This is a genomic window from Luteimonas saliphila (genome assembly GCF_016774335.1).
GTDB lineage: Bacteria > Pseudomonadota > Gammaproteobacteria > Xanthomonadales > Xanthomonadaceae > Luteimonas > Luteimonas saliphila.
In genome coordinates, this window is sequence record NZ_JAETWA010000030.1 from 139,139 (window position 1) to 157,993 (window position 18,855).

At 67.3% G+C, this 18,855-nt stretch carries 24 protein-coding genes and 1 other RNA gene; 22 read left to right on the top strand and 3 right to left on the bottom strand.

All coding sequences use genetic code 11. The annotated features are described in order from the left end of the window. The first annotated feature begins 9 nt into the window (after positions 1–9). The 22 genes from JMO03_RS07520 to JMO03_RS07625 all read left to right on the top strand — a co-directional run bounded on the left by JMO03_RS07520 (position 10) and on the right by JMO03_RS07625 (position 15,532). The gene (locus tag JMO03_RS07520; RefSeq protein WP_238345988.1) at positions 10–921 is read left to right on the top strand and encodes a tyrosine-type recombinase/integrase; all 912 of its coding nucleotides are present in this window, start codon (positions 10–12) and stop codon (positions 919–921) included. A gap of 169 nt (positions 922–1,090) precedes the next feature. Beyond that, positions 1,091–1,270 carry a hypothetical protein gene (locus tag JMO03_RS07525; protein WP_202842100.1) on the top strand — a complete coding sequence of 60 codons (180 nt, stop codon included), beginning with the start codon at positions 1,091–1,093 and terminating at the stop codon, positions 1,268–1,270. Beyond that, a complete protein-coding gene (locus JMO03_RS07530) occupies positions 1,270–1,563 on the top strand; it encodes a hypothetical protein (protein ID WP_202842103.1) in 294 nt (97 codons plus the stop codon). Before JMO03_RS07525 ends, JMO03_RS07530 begins: the two co-directional genes overlap by 1 nt. Continuing rightward, positions 1,563–1,787, top strand: coding sequence for a hypothetical protein (locus JMO03_RS07535; protein ID WP_202842105.1), 225 nt, complete (start codon positions 1,563–1,565; stop codon positions 1,785–1,787). The genes JMO03_RS07530 and JMO03_RS07535 overlap by 1 nt, the downstream gene beginning before the upstream one ends. Positions 1,788–1,818: 31 nt before the next feature. Next, complete coding sequence (locus JMO03_RS07540; protein ID WP_202842107.1) at positions 1,819–2,094, top strand: hypothetical protein; 276 nt, start codon at positions 1,819–1,821, stop codon at positions 2,092–2,094. Between the two features lie 38 nt (positions 2,095–2,132). Next, positions 2,133–2,273, top strand: coding sequence for a hypothetical protein (locus JMO03_RS07545; protein WP_238345980.1), 141 nt, complete (start codon positions 2,133–2,135; stop codon positions 2,271–2,273). 95 nt (positions 2,274–2,368) lie between these two features. Then, positions 2,369–2,721, top strand: a transfer-messenger RNA (tmRNA) gene (gene ssrA / locus JMO03_RS07550). 162 nt (positions 2,722–2,883) lie between these two features. Then, positions 2,884–4,107: a tyrosine-type recombinase/integrase gene (locus JMO03_RS07555; protein WP_425491811.1), complete on the top strand. Its 1,224-nt coding sequence runs from the start codon at positions 2,884–2,886 to the stop codon at positions 4,105–4,107. A 66-nt stretch (positions 4,108–4,173) separates the two neighbouring features. Beyond that, the gene (locus JMO03_RS07560; protein ID WP_202842111.1) at positions 4,174–4,443 is read left to right on the top strand and encodes a hypothetical protein; all 270 of its coding nucleotides are present in this window, start codon (positions 4,174–4,176) and stop codon (positions 4,441–4,443) included. 27 nt (positions 4,444–4,470) lie between these two features. Continuing rightward, complete coding sequence (locus JMO03_RS07565) at positions 4,471–4,746, top strand: helix-turn-helix transcriptional regulator (RefSeq protein ID WP_238345981.1); 276 nt, start codon at positions 4,471–4,473, stop codon at positions 4,744–4,746. Positions 4,747–4,751: 5 nt separating this feature from the next. Further along, the gene (locus tag JMO03_RS07570; RefSeq protein WP_202842113.1) at positions 4,752–5,462 is read left to right on the top strand and encodes a hypothetical protein; all 711 of its coding nucleotides are present in this window, start codon (positions 4,752–4,754) and stop codon (positions 5,460–5,462) included. 74 nt (positions 5,463–5,536) lie between these two features. Then, positions 5,537–5,752 carry a helix-turn-helix transcriptional regulator gene (locus JMO03_RS07575; RefSeq protein ID WP_202842115.1) on the top strand — a complete coding sequence of 72 codons (216 nt, stop codon included), beginning with the start codon at positions 5,537–5,539 and terminating at the stop codon, positions 5,750–5,752. Next, positions 5,749–6,669, top strand: coding sequence for a helix-turn-helix domain-containing protein (locus JMO03_RS07580; protein WP_202842117.1), 921 nt, complete (start codon positions 5,749–5,751; stop codon positions 6,667–6,669). The genes JMO03_RS07575 and JMO03_RS07580 overlap by 4 nt, the downstream gene beginning before the upstream one ends. Beyond that, complete coding sequence (locus JMO03_RS07585; protein ID WP_202842123.1) at positions 6,666–7,463, top strand: phage antirepressor KilAC domain-containing protein; 798 nt, start codon at positions 6,666–6,668, stop codon at positions 7,461–7,463. The genes JMO03_RS07580 and JMO03_RS07585 overlap by 4 nt, the downstream gene beginning before the upstream one ends. 32 nt (positions 7,464–7,495) lie before the next feature. Further along, positions 7,496–7,705, top strand: a complete 210-nt coding sequence (locus tag JMO03_RS07590; RefSeq protein WP_202842125.1) for a hypothetical protein — start codon at positions 7,496–7,498, stop codon at positions 7,703–7,705. Between the two features lie 90 nt (positions 7,706–7,795). Then, positions 7,796–8,068, top strand: a complete 273-nt coding sequence (locus JMO03_RS07595) for a helix-turn-helix transcriptional regulator (RefSeq protein ID WP_202842127.1) — start codon at positions 7,796–7,798, stop codon at positions 8,066–8,068. A 61-nt stretch (positions 8,069–8,129) separates the two neighbouring features. After that, positions 8,130–8,738, top strand: coding sequence for a hypothetical protein (locus tag JMO03_RS07600; RefSeq protein ID WP_202842129.1), 609 nt, complete (start codon positions 8,130–8,132; stop codon positions 8,736–8,738). Then, entirely contained in the window at positions 8,738–9,211 is a 474-nt protein-coding gene (locus JMO03_RS07605) for a hypothetical protein (protein WP_202842131.1), read from the top strand. Before JMO03_RS07600 ends, JMO03_RS07605 begins: the two co-directional genes overlap by 1 nt. A 171-nt stretch (positions 9,212–9,382) precedes the next feature. Continuing rightward, a complete protein-coding gene (locus tag JMO03_RS07610; protein WP_202842133.1) occupies positions 9,383–9,601 on the top strand; it encodes a hypothetical protein in 219 nt (72 codons plus the stop codon). Continuing rightward, complete coding sequence (locus JMO03_RS07615) at positions 9,602–12,805, top strand: phage tail tape measure protein (RefSeq protein WP_202842136.1); 3,204 nt, start codon at positions 9,602–9,604, stop codon at positions 12,803–12,805. Further along, positions 12,802–13,170: a hypothetical protein gene (locus tag JMO03_RS07620; protein ID WP_202842138.1), complete on the top strand. Its 369-nt coding sequence runs from the start codon at positions 12,802–12,804 to the stop codon at positions 13,168–13,170. The genes JMO03_RS07615 and JMO03_RS07620 overlap by 4 nt, the downstream gene beginning before the upstream one ends. Before the next feature lie 1,597 nt (positions 13,171–14,767). Next, positions 14,768–15,532 carry a hypothetical protein gene (locus JMO03_RS07625; protein WP_202842140.1) on the top strand — a complete coding sequence of 255 codons (765 nt, stop codon included), beginning with the start codon at positions 14,768–14,770 and terminating at the stop codon, positions 15,530–15,532. Positions 15,533–15,680: 148 nt separating this feature from the next. On the opposite strand, the gene JMO03_RS07630 is transcribed toward JMO03_RS07625, so the two are convergent. From JMO03_RS07630 to JMO03_RS07640, 3 genes are all read right to left on the bottom strand, one after another. Beyond that, positions 15,681–16,391, bottom strand: a complete 711-nt coding sequence (locus JMO03_RS07630; RefSeq protein WP_202842142.1) for an SAM-dependent methyltransferase — start codon at positions 16,389–16,391, stop codon at positions 15,681–15,683. Beyond that, positions 16,388–17,749, bottom strand: a complete 1,362-nt coding sequence (locus JMO03_RS07635) for an APC family permease (RefSeq protein ID WP_202842144.1) — start codon at positions 17,747–17,749, stop codon at positions 16,388–16,390. Before JMO03_RS07635 ends, JMO03_RS07630 begins: the two co-directional genes overlap by 4 nt. A 381-nt stretch (positions 17,750–18,130) precedes the next feature. Continuing rightward, entirely contained in the window at positions 18,131–18,808 is a 678-nt protein-coding gene (locus JMO03_RS07640; RefSeq protein WP_202842146.1) for a YiaD family glycine zipper/OmpA-like lipoprotein, read from the bottom strand. Positions 18,809–18,855 lie beyond the last annotated feature (47 nt).

The following is an 18,855-nucleotide window of genomic DNA, read 5'->3' on the forward strand; positions in this document are numbered from 1 at the left end:
CTCGACGACATGGCCACCGTGCTCGAGCGCTGGCTGAAGCTGAAAGAGCGCGAGCTCGAGCACAGCACGTACACCGGCTACCGCCGGATCGTGGAGAACGTGCTGGTGCCGCGCATCGGCAGCGCGCGCCTGCGCGACTTCGATCGCGCCGCGGTGAAGGACCTGGTGGCCAGCTTCGGCCCGGAGACGAGCGGGAAGCGGATCAACAACGTCCTGGGCCCGCTGCGCGGCGCGCTGGACGAAGCCGTGCACGACGAGCTGATCGCGACCAACCCGCTCACCGGCTTCCGGGTGAAGCGCCGTGTCGCGTCCGTGGAGGCGGAGGAAGTCGACCCGTTCAGCCCCGCGGAGGTCCGCGCCATCCTCGGTGCGTGCGACCTCGAGCAGATCCGGAACTACGTCCAGTTCGCGCTGGCCACCGGGCTGCGCACGTCCGAGCTGATCGCCCTGTGCTGGTCCGACGTCGATTTGAAGGCCGGCACCGTGAAGGTTCGCCGGGCGTGGGTCATGGGGAAGATGAAGGTGCCCAAGACGAAATCGGGCAGGAGGACCGTCGAGCTGGTCAGGCCAGCGATCGAGGCATTGAAGGCGCAGCGCGCGCTCACCGGCCTGGCCGGCGAGTTCGTGTTCCACGACCCGCGCACTGGGGCCCGGTGGGGGTCGGATCAATCGCTGCGCGCCGGCGAGTGGCGCCGGGCACTGGTGAAGGCGGGGGTCCGGTACCGGTACCCGTACCAGATGCGGCACACCTTCGCGAGCCAGGCGCTGAGCGCCGGCGAGAACGTCATGTGGGTGGCCAAGCAGATGGGCCACCACGACTGGACCATCACGGCCAAGAAGTACGCCCGCTGGATCCCGTCGATCGTGCCCGACGCGGGCGACAAGGTCGCGGCCGTCTGGGCCAGCGGCACCGGAGGCTGACTATGAAAGCGAGATTGCGATTCTGGAACGGGAAATGGTGGTGTCGGCGCATGGGCTGCACCGGCTGCGGCGACACGATGGAGGACGCGTGGAACGACATGTGGAGCCTGTACTGGGCGGCCGTGCGGCCTAGGACGGAACACCTGTCCTCGTCGGCGCCGCGCGGCGCATGACGCCGGTCGACGTCATCGCCTACCATCGGCGCCAGGCCGCAGGCTGCCGCGACGCCGCCGCCATTGCCTGGGCCGGCTACAACTCCGGCTGCGACGACGCCTTCATCGCCTTCGAGGGCTACCGGCAGCAAGCCGACGAGCACGACCGAATGGCGGACGCCCTGGAGAACCCCTGATGGACACCACCGACATCCTCGCAGGCCTGAGCCCAGAGACCAGGTCGGCGATCACCAGCGTGGCGGCGCGACTTAACGCCGAGGCGGAAGGCAACACGCGCACCTTCACCGTGGACGGGGCGTCGTACGTTGCCAAGGGCGAGACGGAGGTCACTCGGGCGTTCTGGGGGGGTGCCGACGATGGCTTCGCAGACTACGAACATATCGACGTCGAGGCAGGCGTCCTGACGGTGCTGGCGGTGCTGGGGCGGAATAGAGTGAACGCCCTGATCGACGCCCTGGAGAACCCCTGATGCCACTGGTCGCCGACGGGACCGACGGCTGGGCCCTGAACCGGATCAACCGCGGCCCGCCCTATCACGTCGAGGAAGTCGGCCCGTACAAGCTGCTGCAGGTCGAGGACGCCGGCGGTACCTGCGCGCTCAGCGGTCCGGATGGGGCGGTGTTCTGCGCCGACGTCGACCAGGCGAACGCGCTGTGCGAGCAGGCCAACGCCGGCACCCTGCCGGTACGATAGATCCCATCCTCGATGTCCCGGAGAACCCCTGATGCCACCTGAAGCACCCCCGATGCCGCATGCCGCGCTTGCGCCGACCCTCGGTGCGACATTCAGCCACGACCCTATGCCTGCCGAATACCGGGGCACTGCGAAGCAGTGGGCCACGCAGGAGCTGGTCGCATACGGCCCGTGGGGCGCGATCGTCAGCTTCGTCCAGCCCGGCCCGGCGCACCGTCCCGAGCAGTACGCCGGCACCGTCTGGCTCGAAGGCACCTTCACCGCCGACGAACTCCGCCGCATCCTCGACGCCCTGGAGAACCCCTGATGCCCGACCGCGGCCCAGTCCTCACCCCCGAACAGCGCATGCGCGAAGCATGGGACGCGGAAGAGGCCTGGCGCGAGGCCGTCAGGGAAGTATTCGGCGCCGAGGGCTATGCCAAGGTGCAGGTGGTCGCCGCCCAGAAACGCCAGGAGGCGGAGACGCGCCGGCGGCAGTCCGAGTAGAATGGCCGGGCCGTTCAGGGTGTCGCGTGTATAGTCTGAACGGTCAGGATTTGGTCAACCGATGCTCTAGAACCCGCATCATTCCTAGGATCACCGGGGGTGCACTGGCTTCGACGGGGGTCGCGAAATCACCTGGTGCATGCCGAGGGGGCAGCTTTCCTCGTTAATCCAGCGGCAAACACTTAGTTGCCAACGACGACAACTACGCTCTCGCCGCTTAAGGCGTAAGCCCCGAACCCACTTGTGCCCGTACTCGTGGATGTAGGGTCATCATTACGGGAACCAGCCGCGGTGGCCGCCTGTCTGCCGTGGTTGAACTCACAGGCTGGTTCCCTGGCGCGCTTCGCACGCCGTGCTGCCAGGGGACGAGATCCAACGGCGAGCTAAGCATGTAGGACCGGGGATGGAGTGCCTTCGGACGCGGGTTCGATTCCCGCCACCTCCACCATTTATTGTTCCAAGGCGTACCACAGAGACCCGGAAGATCCTGATTCGCAAGGGCTTCCGGGTTTTTTGTTTCTGTGGGACTCCACGGAACCCCTTGCAATCCTCGCAGCGGCGGGGGCATCGTTGGGGGCACGCGGCCTCTGCCGCGGCCTGGATGCCCCCAATGCCGCTTACTGAACTCGCCGTCCGCAAGGTCTCCCCATCCGACAAGGTGCAACGTCTGTTCGACGGCGGCGGCCTCTATCTTGAGGTCACGCCGGCCGGGGGCAAGCTGTGGCGCCAGAAGTATCGGTTCGGTGGCAAGGAGAAGCGCCTCGCCCACGGCACCTATCCCGACGTGGGCCTTGCCGATGCGCGCGAGCGCCGTGACGCCGCGCGCAAGCTGCTTGCCAACGGCGTGGATCCCAGCGAGCACAAGCGAGCCGCCAAGCTCGCCGGCGCGGAGCGCGCAGGCAACAGCTTCGAGGTCGTTGCGCGCGAGTGGCTGGAGAAACGCGACTGGGTGCCAAGCTACAAGGCGAAGGTCGTGGCGTGGCTCGACAACGACGTCTTCCCGTACATCGGGGCCCGGCCCGTCGCCGAACTCACCGCGCCCGAATTCCTGCGCGTCGGTCGGCGCATCGAGGACCGCGGAGCGATCGAGAGCGCGCACCGCGTTCTGCAGAACTGCGGCCAGGTGATGCGCTACGCGATCGCCACCGGCCGGGCGGATCGCAATCCGGTCTCCGACCTCAAGGGCGCGCTCGCGCCGGCACCCGAGAAGCACCATGCCGCCATCGTGGATCCCGACGGCATCGGTGCCCTGCTCCGCGCCATCGACGGCTACAAGGGCGGCCACGTCACGCGCTGCGCGCTGCAACTGGCGCCGCTGGTCTTCGTGCGTCCCGGAGAGCTCCGGCAGGCGGAATGGGTTGAGATCGACATGGATGCCGCCGAGTGGAACATCCCCGCCCACAAGATGAAGATGCGGCAGCCGCACCTGGTGCCGCTGTCTCGGCAGGCCGTGGCGATCCTGGAAGAGCTGCAGCCACTAACCGGCCACTTCCGGTATGTCTTCCCCGGCGGCCGCAGCCCTAAGCGCCCGATGAGCGACAACGGCCTTACCGCCGCGCTGCGGCGCATGGGATATGCGCAAGGCACCATGACCGTCCACGGGTTTCGCGCGATGGCCCGCACTCGCCTAGACGAGGACCTCGGCTTCAGGCCCGACTTCATCGAGCACCAGCTGGCGCACGCGGTGAAGGATCCGAACGGCCGTGCGTACAACCGCACCTCTCACCTAGTCGAGCGCCGCAAGATGATGCAGGCCTGGGCCGACTATCTCGACCACCGCCGCGCCGACACCGGCAAGGTACTGGAGTTCAAGAAATCCGGCCGACGCCGGTAAAGCGCCCGCCGCCGCTGCTGTAACAGCGACGACGGACTTCCACCACCGTTCGATAGGAGAACGATCATGGCAACCGAAATTATATCGCCCCCCGACGTCGCCCTCGCCATCAATGTCGGCGAGGAGCTGTCCATTCCGATGGTGAAGCTCGAGCAGGCCACCTCCGTCGTCAGGCTCATGGCGAGCCTGGACGACAGCGCCAACGTACAGTCCGTCTGCGAGGCGGCCACGCACCTCCATCGGACGTTGGAAGATGTACGCCGGGACCTAGACGTCGCACAGGAGCGCCTCCTGGAAGAGTTCGGGAGGTTCAAGGCGGCGCGAGAGGAAGTCTGACCATGGCCGCGCACGCAAATTCATCGGATGGAATCCATGCCTACTGAGCGGATTGTGGAAGGCGGCGTGCCGTACCAGCACGAGGGGGGAACTCCCCTCGTGCTCCTGCCCCGCCGTGAGGTGGAGCGCCGTGTCGGTCTCAGCCGGACGACGATCTACCAGCGGATGGCGGCTGGTACGTTCCCGGCGGCCGTGCACGACATCGACAGCGCTACCGTGTGGTGGCTCGAACACGAGATCACGGGATGGATTCGGGCGCGGGTCGAAGCGCGCGATCGCGCACGTATGCAGGCGCCGCCGTGACGCACTTGGACCTGTTCCCCAGTGAGTTCTGCGCCGGCACCAGCCCTGCGTGGCAGGCGGCCTGGAAGCACGTGGACGGCCGGGTCCGCGGGCGAAGGCAGGAGCGACAACGCGCGGAGCTTCGGCGCCTGATCCTCGACGCGCGGATGGTGCGGGTGTACCGATGGGTGGACCAGCAGCTGGATCGGGAAGTCTGGTCGACGGTCGACCGGGGCCAGCTCCGAGGTCGCCTGTGCGCCGAGTTCCTGGCCGCAGCGGTATGGAATCCAGTCCGTAGCCCGGCAGAGATGCGTGTTGGACGAACCGCGTTGGCTCGCGATCTCCTTCGCGCGGCCGCGGCGCTTCGATCCATGGAACTTGAAACGGGTCGGCCAGGCTTGGAGGCTCCGATTGAAGCGCTGGCCGCGCAGTTGCTCGCCTCGACGCGGAGGCGCGACCGCGCTGACTACTCGCCGCTGGCCCCTTTTGACAAGCTGAATGAGCGCACACGGGACGCGTGGGCATGTGCGCAGCCGCGCTCAGCGCGTGCCCGCGCCAGGCGATGTGAAATGGTGGTGGCGGCGCTGCTGGCGAAGATCTGCTACCCGGTGTCGGTGGACTTCGAACTGGCCGCTTCTCTCGTGGACGCCGTAACCGGTGCCAGGCATGGAACCACGATCCCCGCCGACTATCGCGAGCGTGCCCGGAAAAACTTCAGCAGAATCGGAGCGAATTAGTCCCGGTTCCTGCTACACCGATCGTCAATAGTTTCCCCGAGCCGCCCCATAGGGCGCCAAAAGGAAACCATTGAATGAACGCCGCCGCGGACCCCGCTCCCGCACGCTTCCTCACCGGCCCCGAGACCGACCGGCTCGTCGGCCTGAGCAAGACCGAAAGATACCGCCGCATCGCGGCTGGAACGTTCCCCAAGCCGATCCACCTGGGTCCACATTCGCCCCGGTGGTGCGAAGCGGAAGTCGTCGCGTGGATGAACGAGCAGCGCGCCCGTGCCCGTGGCACCGCATGATCATCAGCCGCGCGCTGCGACAGGCACGGGCGCGCGCTGGAACATGCCCTGCGCTGCCCACCTTCGCGAACAGCTGCCGGAGATCGGCGCGCATCTCGCTGCTGCATGCGAAACGTTGCATCGCTACCCGAACCCCGACGCCGCCGATCACCTGGCGCGGACGCTCGAAGGCGCGCGACAGCATGCCCTGGCCCTGGCAGACGCTCTCCGAAGGGGACCGCCCGATGGCTGAAAGGAACAACGCCCCGGCGGACCGGGGCGCGAGTGCAGAGCTTGGCGGCGACCTGCAGCGGAATCATACAGGAAGGATCAGCCCGGTTCTCGAGGTGCAATTGCTGCGCGCTGCCGCGTGCGATTGGCGCCTTTGCCGCGGCGATGTCGCCGTGCTCGCGGTGATTCTGGAGCACTGCAATGAGGTAGGCGAAGCGTTCCCGGGCCCAGCCTTGATTGCCAAGCGTGCGCGCTTGGCGACGACCAACGTCAAGGCGCGTCTGCGGAACCTGGAGCGGCTCGACTACATCACGATCCTGCGCCCCGGTCCACGGAAAGCGAACCGTTACGTGGTCATGGCCAGCCCGCGAGTCCCGACTCCCGATGAACGCGAAGCCCGCGCCCAACTAGGTATGCCGGCATACCTAGCACTAGGTATGCGCGCATGCCCAGAGTCAGCCATCAACTCCGACCCGACTAGGTATGCCGGCGTGCCTTCAACTAGGTATGCCGGCGTGCAGCAACTAGGTACGCCGGCGCGACAGGAATTCGCTTTTGAATACACCTCTCCTGAATTCGCTGCTTCGCAACAGGGAAAGCGGGCGAGGAACAACGAGCAGGAACACACCGCCCGCGAACGGGAGATCTATGACCGGGCGCACGCCCGCCGGATGCAAGAACTCAAAGCTGCTCTGGAGAAATCATGAACCAGCTCTCGATCGCCGACACCACGATTCGCCGTGATGCTGACGGCCGCTATTCACTGAACGATCTTCACCGGGCCAGCGGAGGCAAGGCCAAGCACAGGCCTTCGGTCTGGCTGGCGAACAAGCAAGCCCAGGAGCTGGTCAGCGAGGTGGAGCTGGAAGCCGGAATCCCGGCTTTGGCGAAGACTCGCGGCGGCACGCGCGCTGGAACGTATGTCGCGGAGCAACTGGTTGTGGCGTACGCGGCATGGATCGACGCACGCTTCCACCTGCACGTCGTGAACACCTTCCTGCAGAGCCAGCGCGCCGCTCGCGTCGCCGCGCAACTGGCGCCGCTCGACGACCCAGCCGCCCTGCGCGGGATGCTGCTGTTCCGCACGGAGCAGGAGATCGCGCTTCGCCAGAAGCTCGACGAGCAGTCGACGCACGTCGCCGCGTTCGATCGCCTCGCCGAGGCCCGGGGCAGCGTCTCGATCACCGCGGCCGCGAAGACGCTGAGCATCCCGCCGGCGGCCTTCTTCGCCTGGCTGCAGCAGAACGGCTGGATCTACCGCAGTAGCGAGCACGGCAGCTGGCTGGCGTTCCAGCCCCGGCTCGACCGTGGCCAACTGAAGCACCGCGTGGTGACGGTCGAGAGGAGCGACGGCACTCCACGGATCGTGGAGCAGGTCCTGGTAACGCCGAAGGGCCTGACTCGCCTTGCCGAGTTGCTCGAGCTGGCGGCACCCCTCGCGCGACAGTCCGCCGCGGCCAACACCGCGAAGCGCGCGCCGCGCCGCACCAAGGGGGCCTGACCATGCCGCATCCGCCCTCATTCGGGTTTCCCGTGGAACTGGCCAGCCCCGGCGGGCTGTTCCGGGTCGCCTACTTTCCAGGCACGCACATCTTCGGCGGGAAGGCCGACACGGGCTGGCACTACGCCCGCATGCCCTTCAGCGATGCCACACGCCTTGTCGGCGAGGTGAGCAACAAGGGCCTGACCTTCGACCCCGCCAGTGTCGCCGACTGGATCGACGCCGTCCTGGAGGAGTTGTAGCCAGGTGAGCACCATGACCCGGGAGGCACGCGACGAGAAGGCGATCCGCGAACTGCGCGCGCTGGGCCACCACGACACGCCCGCCGAACGATGAGCGACGGAACCCGCAACCGTTGCGTCAGTGAGCGAGGCCGCCAGGTAATGGCAGAGATGCGGTTGGCCGACCAGCACGTCACGGCCGATGGCCGACTGACGACGGTCGGAGCCGCTGCCTTGATCGGCATTAAGCACGACACGCTGAAGAACTGGAGATCGCAAGGGAAGGGCCCCCCGCACTTCCGTGCCGGCCAGGTGTGGTACCGGGTGGATGACGTGTTGGATTGGATCGACGAGCAGGAACGCCGATGCACGGAAGGTCACTGAACGTCACGGAAGGTAATTTTCCGCTCTCGACGACTTGCGCGCGCTGCCGGAGCATTGCCGCATGGACATTCGACCCGATCTGATCTCTGCAATGAGCCGCGGCAGCGTCACGCTCGCCGCCCTGGAGCCTGGTGATCTTCCCGACGTGCACCGCGACGAGGTGAAAGTCATCGAGATGGAACTCCGCGCCCAGGCTGCGAACGGGGCCGTCCTTCGCATGGCCGAAGAACGGCGCGGCCTTCTGGAACAGCGGCACGTTCAACTCGCCCGCCTCAATGAACTGCACCGGGGGATCTACAGTGATCCACACATCAGAGAAGAGGTCCGCCGGCAGACGATTGAGGAGTTGCAGCGGCTCGCGCTGACAATGAAGCGTCTCGAGATCCTCGAGATTCTCCACGACAAGCTGCAGGCGGACTGGTCGCCATTGGCCACCCTCGCGGCCGAGATGCGCACGGTCCTCAACAACCGTCCGAAGCCCGACCCCGGACCCCCAGTCCAGGAGATGACCGGTGAAGTCAGGCACCTTCTCACCGATTACCACGACGGGCTGGCATCCAACCCGAATCCGCCTTCCGCTGCACCGGCCAAGTTCGTGCAGCTGCAACAGGCGCCGGCTGTCCAGCAGGCGGAATGGATCACCGGTCTGCACGCCAAGAGGAAGAAGTGATGGCGGCCGACCACCAGAAGAAGGTCGCTAAGCTCCGTGACCAGATCGCCGAACTGAAGCAGCGCCTCAGTGACAACGCGACGCCGCCGCGGCCACTCGGGGAAGCGATCCGCCTTGCAGAGGAGTACGTCGACAGCCGTGCAGAGGATTTTCGCCTCGACACGACCGACCTCATGTATTCGGGTGGCTTGTTCAGGCTGCCGATCCATGACGCACGCGATCTCCTCGAATTCATGGCTTGGATGGATCCGGAGGCGATGAAGAAGCGGTTTCGCGACACGTTGGAGGCGCAGTACGCCGAGCGAGAGGGTCCGGTCGACACTGTCGACCTCCGCAAACAGGTCGAGGAGTGGAAGCGCGCGCTGTTCAATCTCGAGGTCGAGGAAGAGCGCACGGTACTCGCATCTGAGGAGGCCGGCTCGCCGGTGCGCCGCCGTAACGACGCGGACCCCGAGGCGGTCATCGCAGCCTAGCAACCGAGTCCATGGTGGTGCCCTCGCACCAGCAAGCGCCCAGCCGGCGGTGGCGCCAACAACACCGGCAGCCGACGTTCTGCGACAGAAACGTGTCTTAGGCCTCATCGCTTATTCCGCACGTCCTGTCGGGGGTGAGTCGGCATTCATCCACTTCACCTAGGGATTGCAATGGACAAGATCATCAGCATCACCCAGGCCCCGGGCCCCGAGTACAAGGCTGTCTTCGAAGAGAGCGGGCGGACGGTCACCCGGCCAGTTCTCATGTGGGCATTGGTGGAAGCCGAGGACGGCACCACCCGCATCACCTCGTTCTCCATGGAACACGATTCCCCGGACTGTCTCTCGCTCGCGGACGACAGGCGCGAAGGATTCGCGGGCTGGCACTAAGTGGCCACGCGCAACGTCTACGAAGAGGTCCTGCGGTTCCTCGTTCAGACCGAGGGTGGCCGCGAGCTCACCGCTCTCGCCGGCCAGCTGACGGCGCTCGGCGAGAGCGGTGACAAGTCCGCCGACCAGGCGAAGGCGCTGGTCGGCGAGCTGCAGCGGCTCCAGGACACCACCAGCAAGATCAAGGATTTCACCAGGCTCAAGGCGTCGCTCACCGAAACGGGAACGGCGCTGGACTCCGCGCGCACGCGCATGGCCGGCTTGGCGGCGGAGGCCGACCGCACGCAGACCCCAACGGCGAAGCTACAGCGGGAGCTGGGGCGCGCTGCCGCCCAGGTTGAGAAGCTGTCAAAGCAGCAGAACCGCCAGCAGGTGGAGCTGCAGAAGACGTCGGCCAGCCTACGTGCCGCCGGCGTCGATACGGAGAAGCTGGCGGACGCCAGCGACAGGCTGCAGGGCGAGCTACTCGGCGTGGCGCAGCGCGGCGAGGCGGTCGCCGGCTCAGCCCGCAAGGCAGGCAAGGACACGCGCGCTGCAGCCGGCGGCGTGGGCACCCTGGACAAGGCGGCCGGCGGTTCGGCCAAGTCCCTCGGCGCCCTGGCACTACGGCTGACCGCCATTTCCACTGCGGTCACCGTGGCGCTGAAGGGATTGGCCACGCTCAGCGGCACAACGCTGTTTGCGGGAGGGGTGCGGTCGGCGACTGACTTGGAAGACGCCCTCACCGAGGTGAAGGCGGTCACCGGAGCGACGGCGGAAGAACTCGCCGCCATGAAACAGGCAGCCGAGGCCGGCGGCGCCGCCACCAGGTTCAGCGCGCTGGAAGCCGCTCAGGGTCTCGGCGAACTCGCCCGAGCCACCGGTAGCGCTCAGACTGCGATCGCCGCGCTGCCCGCCACGCTCGACCTCGCGCAGGCAGCCGGGCTCGGCGTGGCTCAGGCGGCGGAGATCGTCACCACCACGCTCACCCAGTACGGCCTGGCCGCCGACAACGCCGGGCGTGTCTCCGACGTGCTTGCCATGGCCGCGAACGCCACGACCGCCGATGTCGAGGGCCTGGGCAATGCGTTGTCGTATGCCGCCCCCCTGGCCAAACTGCTGGGGATCGACCTTGAGACCACGGTTGCCATTCTGGGCGCGTTGGCCGACCAAGGCTTCCGGGGTGAGCGTGCCGGTACCGCGCTGCGCAACGTCTTCAGCGAGATGCTCGATCCCGCCAGCGACTTCGGGCGCGCGCTGCGCGAGGCCGGTATCGAATCCAGCGACTTCATAGAGGTAGTCGAGCAACTCGGCAAGAAAGGCCAGGAGGGGCAGGAAGCACTGCTGAAGCTCGACGCCGCGGCACGCCCGGCGATCCTTTCATTGGTCAACTCGGGCAGCGCCGCGCTGCGTCAGCTCGACGGCGACCTGCGAAACGCGGCCGGATCGGCGAACGAGACGGCCCAGACGATGGGCAACTCGCTCAGCGGCGCCGCCGAGCAGATCCGGGACACCTTCGACCAGACCAGGCGCTCGCTGGTCGAGCCGCTGCTGGAGCCACTGAGAAACGAGCTGGTCGCCCTCGCTGGCGAGTTGGAAGAGTTCGCTCAGTCGCCGGAGTTCGCAGAGCTCAAGGTCGCATTGCAGGAGACATTCATCGAGGGTGCGGCCGCCGCGCGAGAACTGTTCGAGGAGATCGACTTCCACCAGCTGGCTCGGTCGATCCGCGAGGCCCTGGATGATGCCGGCGACACGATCGACGGCTTCAAGGATCAGCTTGAGATCATCGTCGGGGCCGTGACGCTCATCGGTCAGACCTTCGCCGTGGTGTTCAACGCGGTGCAGACCGCAATCCTGGGCATCGCCGCTGCGGTAGCCAAGATCGCCTCGGTCTTCTTCCAGGTGCAGGACGCGTTGACCGGCCCGGCGCGCGCCATCCTCGAGTTCTTCGGCATCATCGAGGAGGGACAAGGATCCGTCGAGCACCTTGCCGGCGGCCTCGGCGCGGTCGCGGATGAGTTCGGCGGGCGAATGCTGACCAACATGGGCGAGACCGCCGATGCGGCAAAGCGCCTGGGTGGCAGCATGACGGACGCCGGCTCTGACGCCGAGTCTGGCATCGGCAAATTATCGGCAGCTGCAACGGACCTCGCGGGGGCGGAGCAAGAGCTGGAAGGCGCCGCCGAGGGCGCCACCGCCGCCCTCACCGCGCAGGGAAGCGCGGCGACCGCCACCGCCACCGTCGTCGATGCCGCAGCGGAGAAGGCCAAGGCGGCCGGCTTGAAGCTCCGGAACGCCTACGCTGACCTGGGCATCGAATCCCAGGCAGACCTGCAGCGCACCGCGGCCGCAGCGCGCACCAGCTTCGAAATCGTGCGTGAGGCCTTCGGGCGGGGCGAGGCGTCGATCGAGGATGTACGCCGCGCGCTTGAGCGCTACAGCTCAACCGCGCGCGCTGCAGTGGCCGAGAGCGAGCCCGCGGCGAAAGCCCGCGTCGAGGCGGAGCTGGCGGTGCTGGAGGCCATCTTCGACGTCAACGACGCCCTCGACGAGCAGGTCGGCAAGTATCGAGGCCTGGGCGGCGCCGCGGAATCCGCGGCCAAGGCGACGGGCAGGGTCGACGAGAGCAGCCAGAAGGCGGGCAGCTCGATGCAGAAGTCGTCTGGTGCCGCCCAGGGGTTGAAGGTCGCCCTGCAGGGAATGTCGGACGCGGCGGTCCAGACCCTATTCTCGCTCAACCGGCTCGCCGGAACCCAGCTGTGGCTGCCGGCGTGGAACCGGCAGATGGCCCGGATCGAAGAGCAGCGCGCCGCCCTCGCCCGCGTCAACGACGAACTCGACAAGCAGCTGGCGAAGATGGATCCGCTCGAAGATCGGATGGAGAAGCTGCGGGCGCAGTACAGCCTGCTCGACGCCGAGGCCGTCCGCGCGCTCGCCCAGAAGCAGGAGCGCGTCGACCAGGAGCTCAAGCGCAAGCGCGAGGAAGCCTTGCAGGAGCGGCAGCGCATTCTCGATGAAGCACGAGGGGAAGCTGACCAGGCGACCGGCGGCGCCGCGACCGCCACGCGTGCGGCCATCGGGTCGAGGCTGGTCACCATCAGGGTCGAACTGCCGACAGGCAGCGAGGAGTTCGAGACCACGCCGGAAGGCGTCGAGGCCACGCAGCGCATCCTGGACACCCTCGCGCGATCAGCGGCCAGCAGCCAACTGCGGCGGCGAACATGAGCGAAGTGATCCAGCTTCCCCCAATCCCCGATGAGCTCGAGCTGCGATCGCTCGATGGCACCTTGACGGTGAGCTACTACCCGACGCATTGGATACTGCACGTAGAACGGGGCGACGTATCGTTTTGCATGCGAGCGCGGCCGAACCGGCTCATCGAGATACTCGAGAAGGTCTCGACGGCGACGCACAAATGGATCTTCAGCGACGATTATCTCAAGGTCGAGATAGTCGAGGAGGTTTGGCCCTCGGCGCCCACACTGATCTTCGGCGAAACCGCCTGGCGCGAGTGGCTCGCGACCGCGCGGCGCCACCTCGTGCGACAGGGCGGCGCCCCTGTGGATAAGTCGGCCAGCGGGGGCCCCTGAGCACCTGACCCGCGACCGCGGGGGGGAGTGGCCGCGGTAATCGACAAATTTTCGGCGCGCCATGGGACTCAGCAGCAGATGGAGCACCACCCTAGAAATCAAGGGGTGAGAGCGTGCGGAGGGTGAGGCGCAAGCGGAAGCTACAGGCTGAGGAAAAAGGGGGGTGGTGAAACACCACCCCCCCTGCTTCCCAGTCGCTCGACTAGTCGAACAGCCGGCCTTGGCGTGGCCAGGATCGCCAGTGCTCGCAGACCCACTCAAAGCTGTCGAGCCTGCGACGTCGGTACCGATTCACGTGAACTCCCTTTCCCTGCCTCTCGGCGGGAATACACGATTCAGGATCGTTCATGGCATGCACCGTTTTTCGGTGCCGCGCTGGGCGGACCACCCATCCGGAACTAGGAATCGGCGGTTGCTTATGCCGATCCGCATGGGTCATGATCGCCGTTACCGGGTTCTCCAATTCGGTACGTCGACATGAACGCGGCGTTGTGGGACCCGCCCCTGCCTGGCTGCAACCAGGTGGGGGCTTCTCTTTTCGGAAGTGCTGCGGGCGTGTTGCTCCAGTGTAGCGAGCGGCATCAGTTGTAGGTCCCGGGATAGGGGTTGTCAACACGTTGGCAGGGAGTCGCGTAGTACATGCGTCCCTCCACAATCACCCTGCGTTCGATCACTCTCTCTGCAAGGCCTTCAAACCCGCTTTGAACACGGTTTCAAGGTGTTTGAGCACGGCTCTCCGTAAAAATCCAGCCGCCGAATCGGTGAGCTTCTTGCGATCGCAATGGGGCGTCCTGGGAGGCTCGCGACCCCCAAATGCGCACTCCAACAATCATCCTTTGGCCCTCCCCGAACCAGGTGCCAGCCGCGCCCCTTAAAAGGGGCGCACGCGCGAGGTGGAGCTCCGCAGGTGTGGCCGCGTCACCCGCGCGCTGCTGGCGGACGCAGGATATCGCGCCCGAGCTGGCTACCATTTAGTCGCGCTGAGCTACGCTCGCTGAGAAGACGTCGACGGGCACGAGGCCTTCGAAGCTGCTCAGGGCGACTTCTTCGCGGGTGTTTATTGGAGGCTCCATCGGTCAAGGATGCTGAGCGTACCTAGCCGACTTGCAAGCAGCATCAAAGCAGGTTGCGCCGCGCACTCTGAAGCCAGCGCCCGCCGGGGGCACTTATGGGGGCACGAGTCCTCCTATCGATGCGCAAAGTTCGCGCATTTCAGGTATTTGGTCACGCTTTTCGATAGCCGCCACCCCACCATACAAACCCTGTAAGAACAGACGCTTGGGCCGCCTCGTCGCGGCCCGAGTCGTCTGTGCGAACAGAAATGCGGAAACGGGTCCGGCCGCACGGCGCAGGCCGGCCGCGATGATCCACGCCACTGAGCGCGTTCAACGCCTTCGACCGGCCCCGCGCCTGGATCCCCACCACGCCGCGACGTACCGGGGCGCCCATCCCCGTCGGGTCCTCCGGGGTACTGCCGTGCCACCAGCCGACCGTCGCTCTGCGACCCCGTCCGCCAACGACGCGCGCGGCGAGCAACGGGCCGATGCCATCTCGGCTGGCATCATGACGCGATATCCATGACGCGGGTCCGACCGTGATGAACGTGCCGGCGGTACTGATTGCCGCCCTGCTGACATCGAGCGGCTGCGGGAGCTCCAAACCTTTTGGCGCGCCCCTCTTCCAAGGGGTTGCGACGGCCGTCGCGTCGGAATCCGGATCGCACGGTCTCGCGGGCGCAGCGGTGGCGCGCAAGAGTATCCGCGGCGACAGCCCGGTGTTCCACTACACGAACTCGAATGCGAGGGTCACCAGCCGCGGCACAAGGTTGACGACCACGGGCCCGGACATCGTGGCCGCAGGCTTCGTCGAGACCCCGATCACGGGGCGAGCCTACATCGAGGCCGTCGTGTTCCACGGCGGACAATACGCTGCGGGCGTTTCCCTCTGGGGCGGCTCTCCCGACAGCCTGAGCGACGCTGCGCATCCGGGCCGCGCGTACGGTGGGCCAGGAGCGTCGGTACAAGCGGTCTCCGCGTGGTCAGTCGTGGCCTACGCGAACTATGGTCTGCCGCTCGACACGAAGGTCGACGTGGGCTCGCTGACCGGCGCGCCCGGACAACGCATCGTCATCCAGCTTGCGGTCGATGCAGCGACCCGCGCGGTATGGGTCAAGCTCTCGACTGCCAGAGGCTGGGTCGGGGGCGGCAATCCCGCAACTGGCGCTCGCCCGAGCCTGTTTCTCGCCGGCACCAGCCCGATCCTCGTGGGTGGCAACGCATCCCACCCGGGCAACTTCGTGGAGCTTGTCGCGCCTACACACCATCGTGGATCTCCGCCCCCAGGTTACGAGCCGTTCGGTTGAATACACAGTGGATCCGGCAATGTCCCGGACCGAGCAGCCGGCGCGAGACGAGGCGAAAAGGCCGGAAGTCCGAAGGAGGGATTCCGGCGTTTTTCGTCGCATGCGACGGGCTCCGGCCCGCCGGACGGGGCCTCGCCGGCAAGGCGGCTCAGCGCTCCGGTACCGTCCACATGTGGATCACGCTGCTGTCGACGCGTCGCGTCTGCTCCGGCGGCCAGTCATCGCCCATGTCGAAGGCATGGCTGACGATGCGGGTGCCGGGTTCGAGCTCCGCGAGCAGCCTCGGCCGCAGCTTCTGGTTCAGGCTCGGAAGCAGGTACAGCGTCACCACGGTGGCCTCGCTGAAATCGGATTCGAACAGGTCCTCCTGGCGGAAGCTGACGAGATCGGTGACGCCCGCGGCGCGGGCGTTGGCGTTCGCCTCGCGGATGCGCACCGGCTCGATATCGATGCCGACCGCGCGGATGCCGAACCTGCGTGCCGCAGCGATCGGAATGCGGCCGTCGCCCGAGCCCAGGTCGTAGAGCACGTCGCCCGCGCCGACGCCGGCCAGCTCCAGCATCGCCTCCACCACCGGCTGCGGGGTCGGGACGTAGACCACGTCGGGTTCGCGATAGCCGGGCGGGCGCGCTTCCCGCGAATAGGAGTCGCGATAGGTCAGACCCGGTGCGGCATCGTCCTCCGCTGCCTCGACCTCGGCGCTCGCCGCGGCGTCGGCAGCGGAAACGGCGTTTTCCTCGGCCGGCGGCGCGGTGCCGGTTGCATGCGACGCGCGCACGCCGTCGGGCGAGTTCTCGGCGCAGGCGGACAACAGCGGCGCGCAGATCAGCAGTGCGGCAAACGACTTCGTTATGGTCATGGCGAAGACTCCCGTTGCGGGTGCGGAGGGTCGAGGAACGGTAGCAGCAGCGCGCCTATCGCCAGCACGGCGACGCCGACCAGCGCGCCGAGCCCGGTGTGGGCGAGGCTGGCGTACAGCAGGAAGGCGCTGGTCGCGCAGAACAGCAACGGCAGCACCGGATACAGCGGGACCCGGAACGGGCGCGCGGTATCGGGGTCGCGTCGGCGCAGCACGAACAGCGCGATCCCCACCAGCAGGAAGAACAGCCAGAACACCGGCGCAGTGTACTCCACCGCCATCCTGAACCCGTCCAGCGCGGTCGCGGCGAGGCCGACCAGCCCCAGCGACAGACCGCCCTGCAGCAGCACCGCCGCCCTCGGCGAGCCATGGCGCACGTCCCAGCGGCCGATGGCGGCGAGCGCGCGGAAGTCGCGGCCCACCGCGTACACCCCGCGCGCGCCGGTGATCAGGGTGGCGTTGGCCGAGGTGAGCGCAGCGACCACCACGATCGCGCTCATCAGGGTCGCACCCGGTCCGCCGAAGACCGCCCGCATCATGTCCGCGGCCACCGCGTCGGACGCCGCCATGCCGCCCATGCCGAGTATCCGCAGGTAGGCAAGGTTGGCGAGCACGTACAGCGCCGCGATCACGACCAGGCTCAGGCCCAGGATGCGCGGCATCCAGCGGCGCGCATCGCGTACCTCCGCGGTCAGGTACACCGCCTCGTTCCAGCCACCGTAGGTCAGCAGCACGAACACCAGGACCAGACCGAGCGAACCGCCCTCGGCATCGGCGGCGGCCGCCAGGGCGGGCACATCCGGCGCGAACAGCAGGCCGGCCGCGATCACCAGGCACAGGCCCGGGACCTCGACCACGGTCAGCACGTTCTGCAGGCCAGTGCCCTGGCGCACGCCCAGCCAGTTGCAGACGGTCAGCAGCACGACCGTGGCCGCGGCGTACAGCGAGGAGGACCACGCGCCGAGGTCGACGATCTGCCGCATGTAGTCTCCGACCACGTAGGCCAGCAGCACGATGGACCCGGTCTGGATGACCGTCAGTCGGGCCCATGCGTAGAGGAACGCGAAACGCGTGCCGTAGGCGCGGCGCAGGTAGGCATAGTCGCCACCGGCCTGCGGATAGGCCGTGGCGAGCTCGGCGTAGCACAACGCGCCGATCAGCGACAGTACGCCGCCCGCGACCCACGCCAGCAGCATGGCCAGCTCGCCGGGGGCGGCGCCTGCGACCAGCGATGGCGTGCGGAAGATGCCCGCGCCGACCACGATGCCGATGGTGACCGCGAACGCCTCGCGTCTGCCGAGGATCGGGCGCGGCCGTCCGGAAACGCTGGCGGGCGTTGTCTGGGCTCGTGGATCCATGCGTTGCGTGCGTCACGCGAGGCGCGTGGCGCATCGCATGTCGCCGGATTGAAGCAACCGCGGCATTCGCATCGCGTGAATACGTACGCGTCGGCGCGATGGATACGAGGTGCGCAGTGCGCAAGTCCGGGACTTGGCGCCAGACGCACGCGCATGCACGTCGGCCCCGCCGCAGCCGGCAGGCCCGCTACGACGCGCGAACGTGGACAATGCCAAGCGGACGGGCGACAGTCCCCGTTTCGCCTCGCGCCCGCCGACCTCCCCCTGGGCCGGGCGAGGAGCCCAAAAAAAGGGCCGCTTGCGCGGCCCTCTTTCTCGTTGCGTTCTACTCGTTGCGTCGCGGACGCTGTCGGTTCGCGTCGCGCCTTTCTCCAGACGGCATCAGGACTTGAGCGGCACGATCCGGACCTCGACGCGACGGTTCAGCGCGCGGCCCTGCTCGGTGCTGTTGTCGGCCACCGGGTAGCGGTAGCCGAAACCGGCGACCTCGAAGCGCTCGCGCTGCAGGCCCTGGCCGATCAGGTAGGTGGCGACGTTCTGCGCACGTTGCTCGGAGATGCGCTGGTTCACCGCCGCGCCACCGACGTTGTCGGTGTGGCCGCTGACCTCGACGATGGTCTGGTTGTACTCGCGCAGGGTCGCGGCGACGTTGTTGAGCGCCGGGTAGAACTGCGGCTTGAGCTCGGTGCGGTTGAAGTCGAAGGTCACGCCATCGGGCAGGTTGAGCTTGATGGTGTCGCCGTCGCGGACCACGTCGATTCCGGTGCCGGCGGTCTGGCGACGCAGCTCGGCCTCCTGGCGGTCCTGGTAGGCGCCGACAGCGCCACCGGCCAGTCCGCCGACACCGGCGCCGACGAGGGCGCGCTGGCGCCGCTCGGTGGCGTCGCTGCCGCTGAGCAGTCCCGCAACGGCGCCGATGCCGGCACCGATCAGGGCGTTGTTGCGGGTGCGGTTGGGGTCATCCGGCGCGTTGGTCTGGCCGGTGTAGCTGGCGCAGCTGGTGAGCAGCATCGAGCCGGCGAGGACAGCCGATACGGCGATCGCGTTCTTGTGGCGCATGGTGCGGTCTCCTGGGGCGCGGGAGGGGCCCGCGCGGATGAATGGGT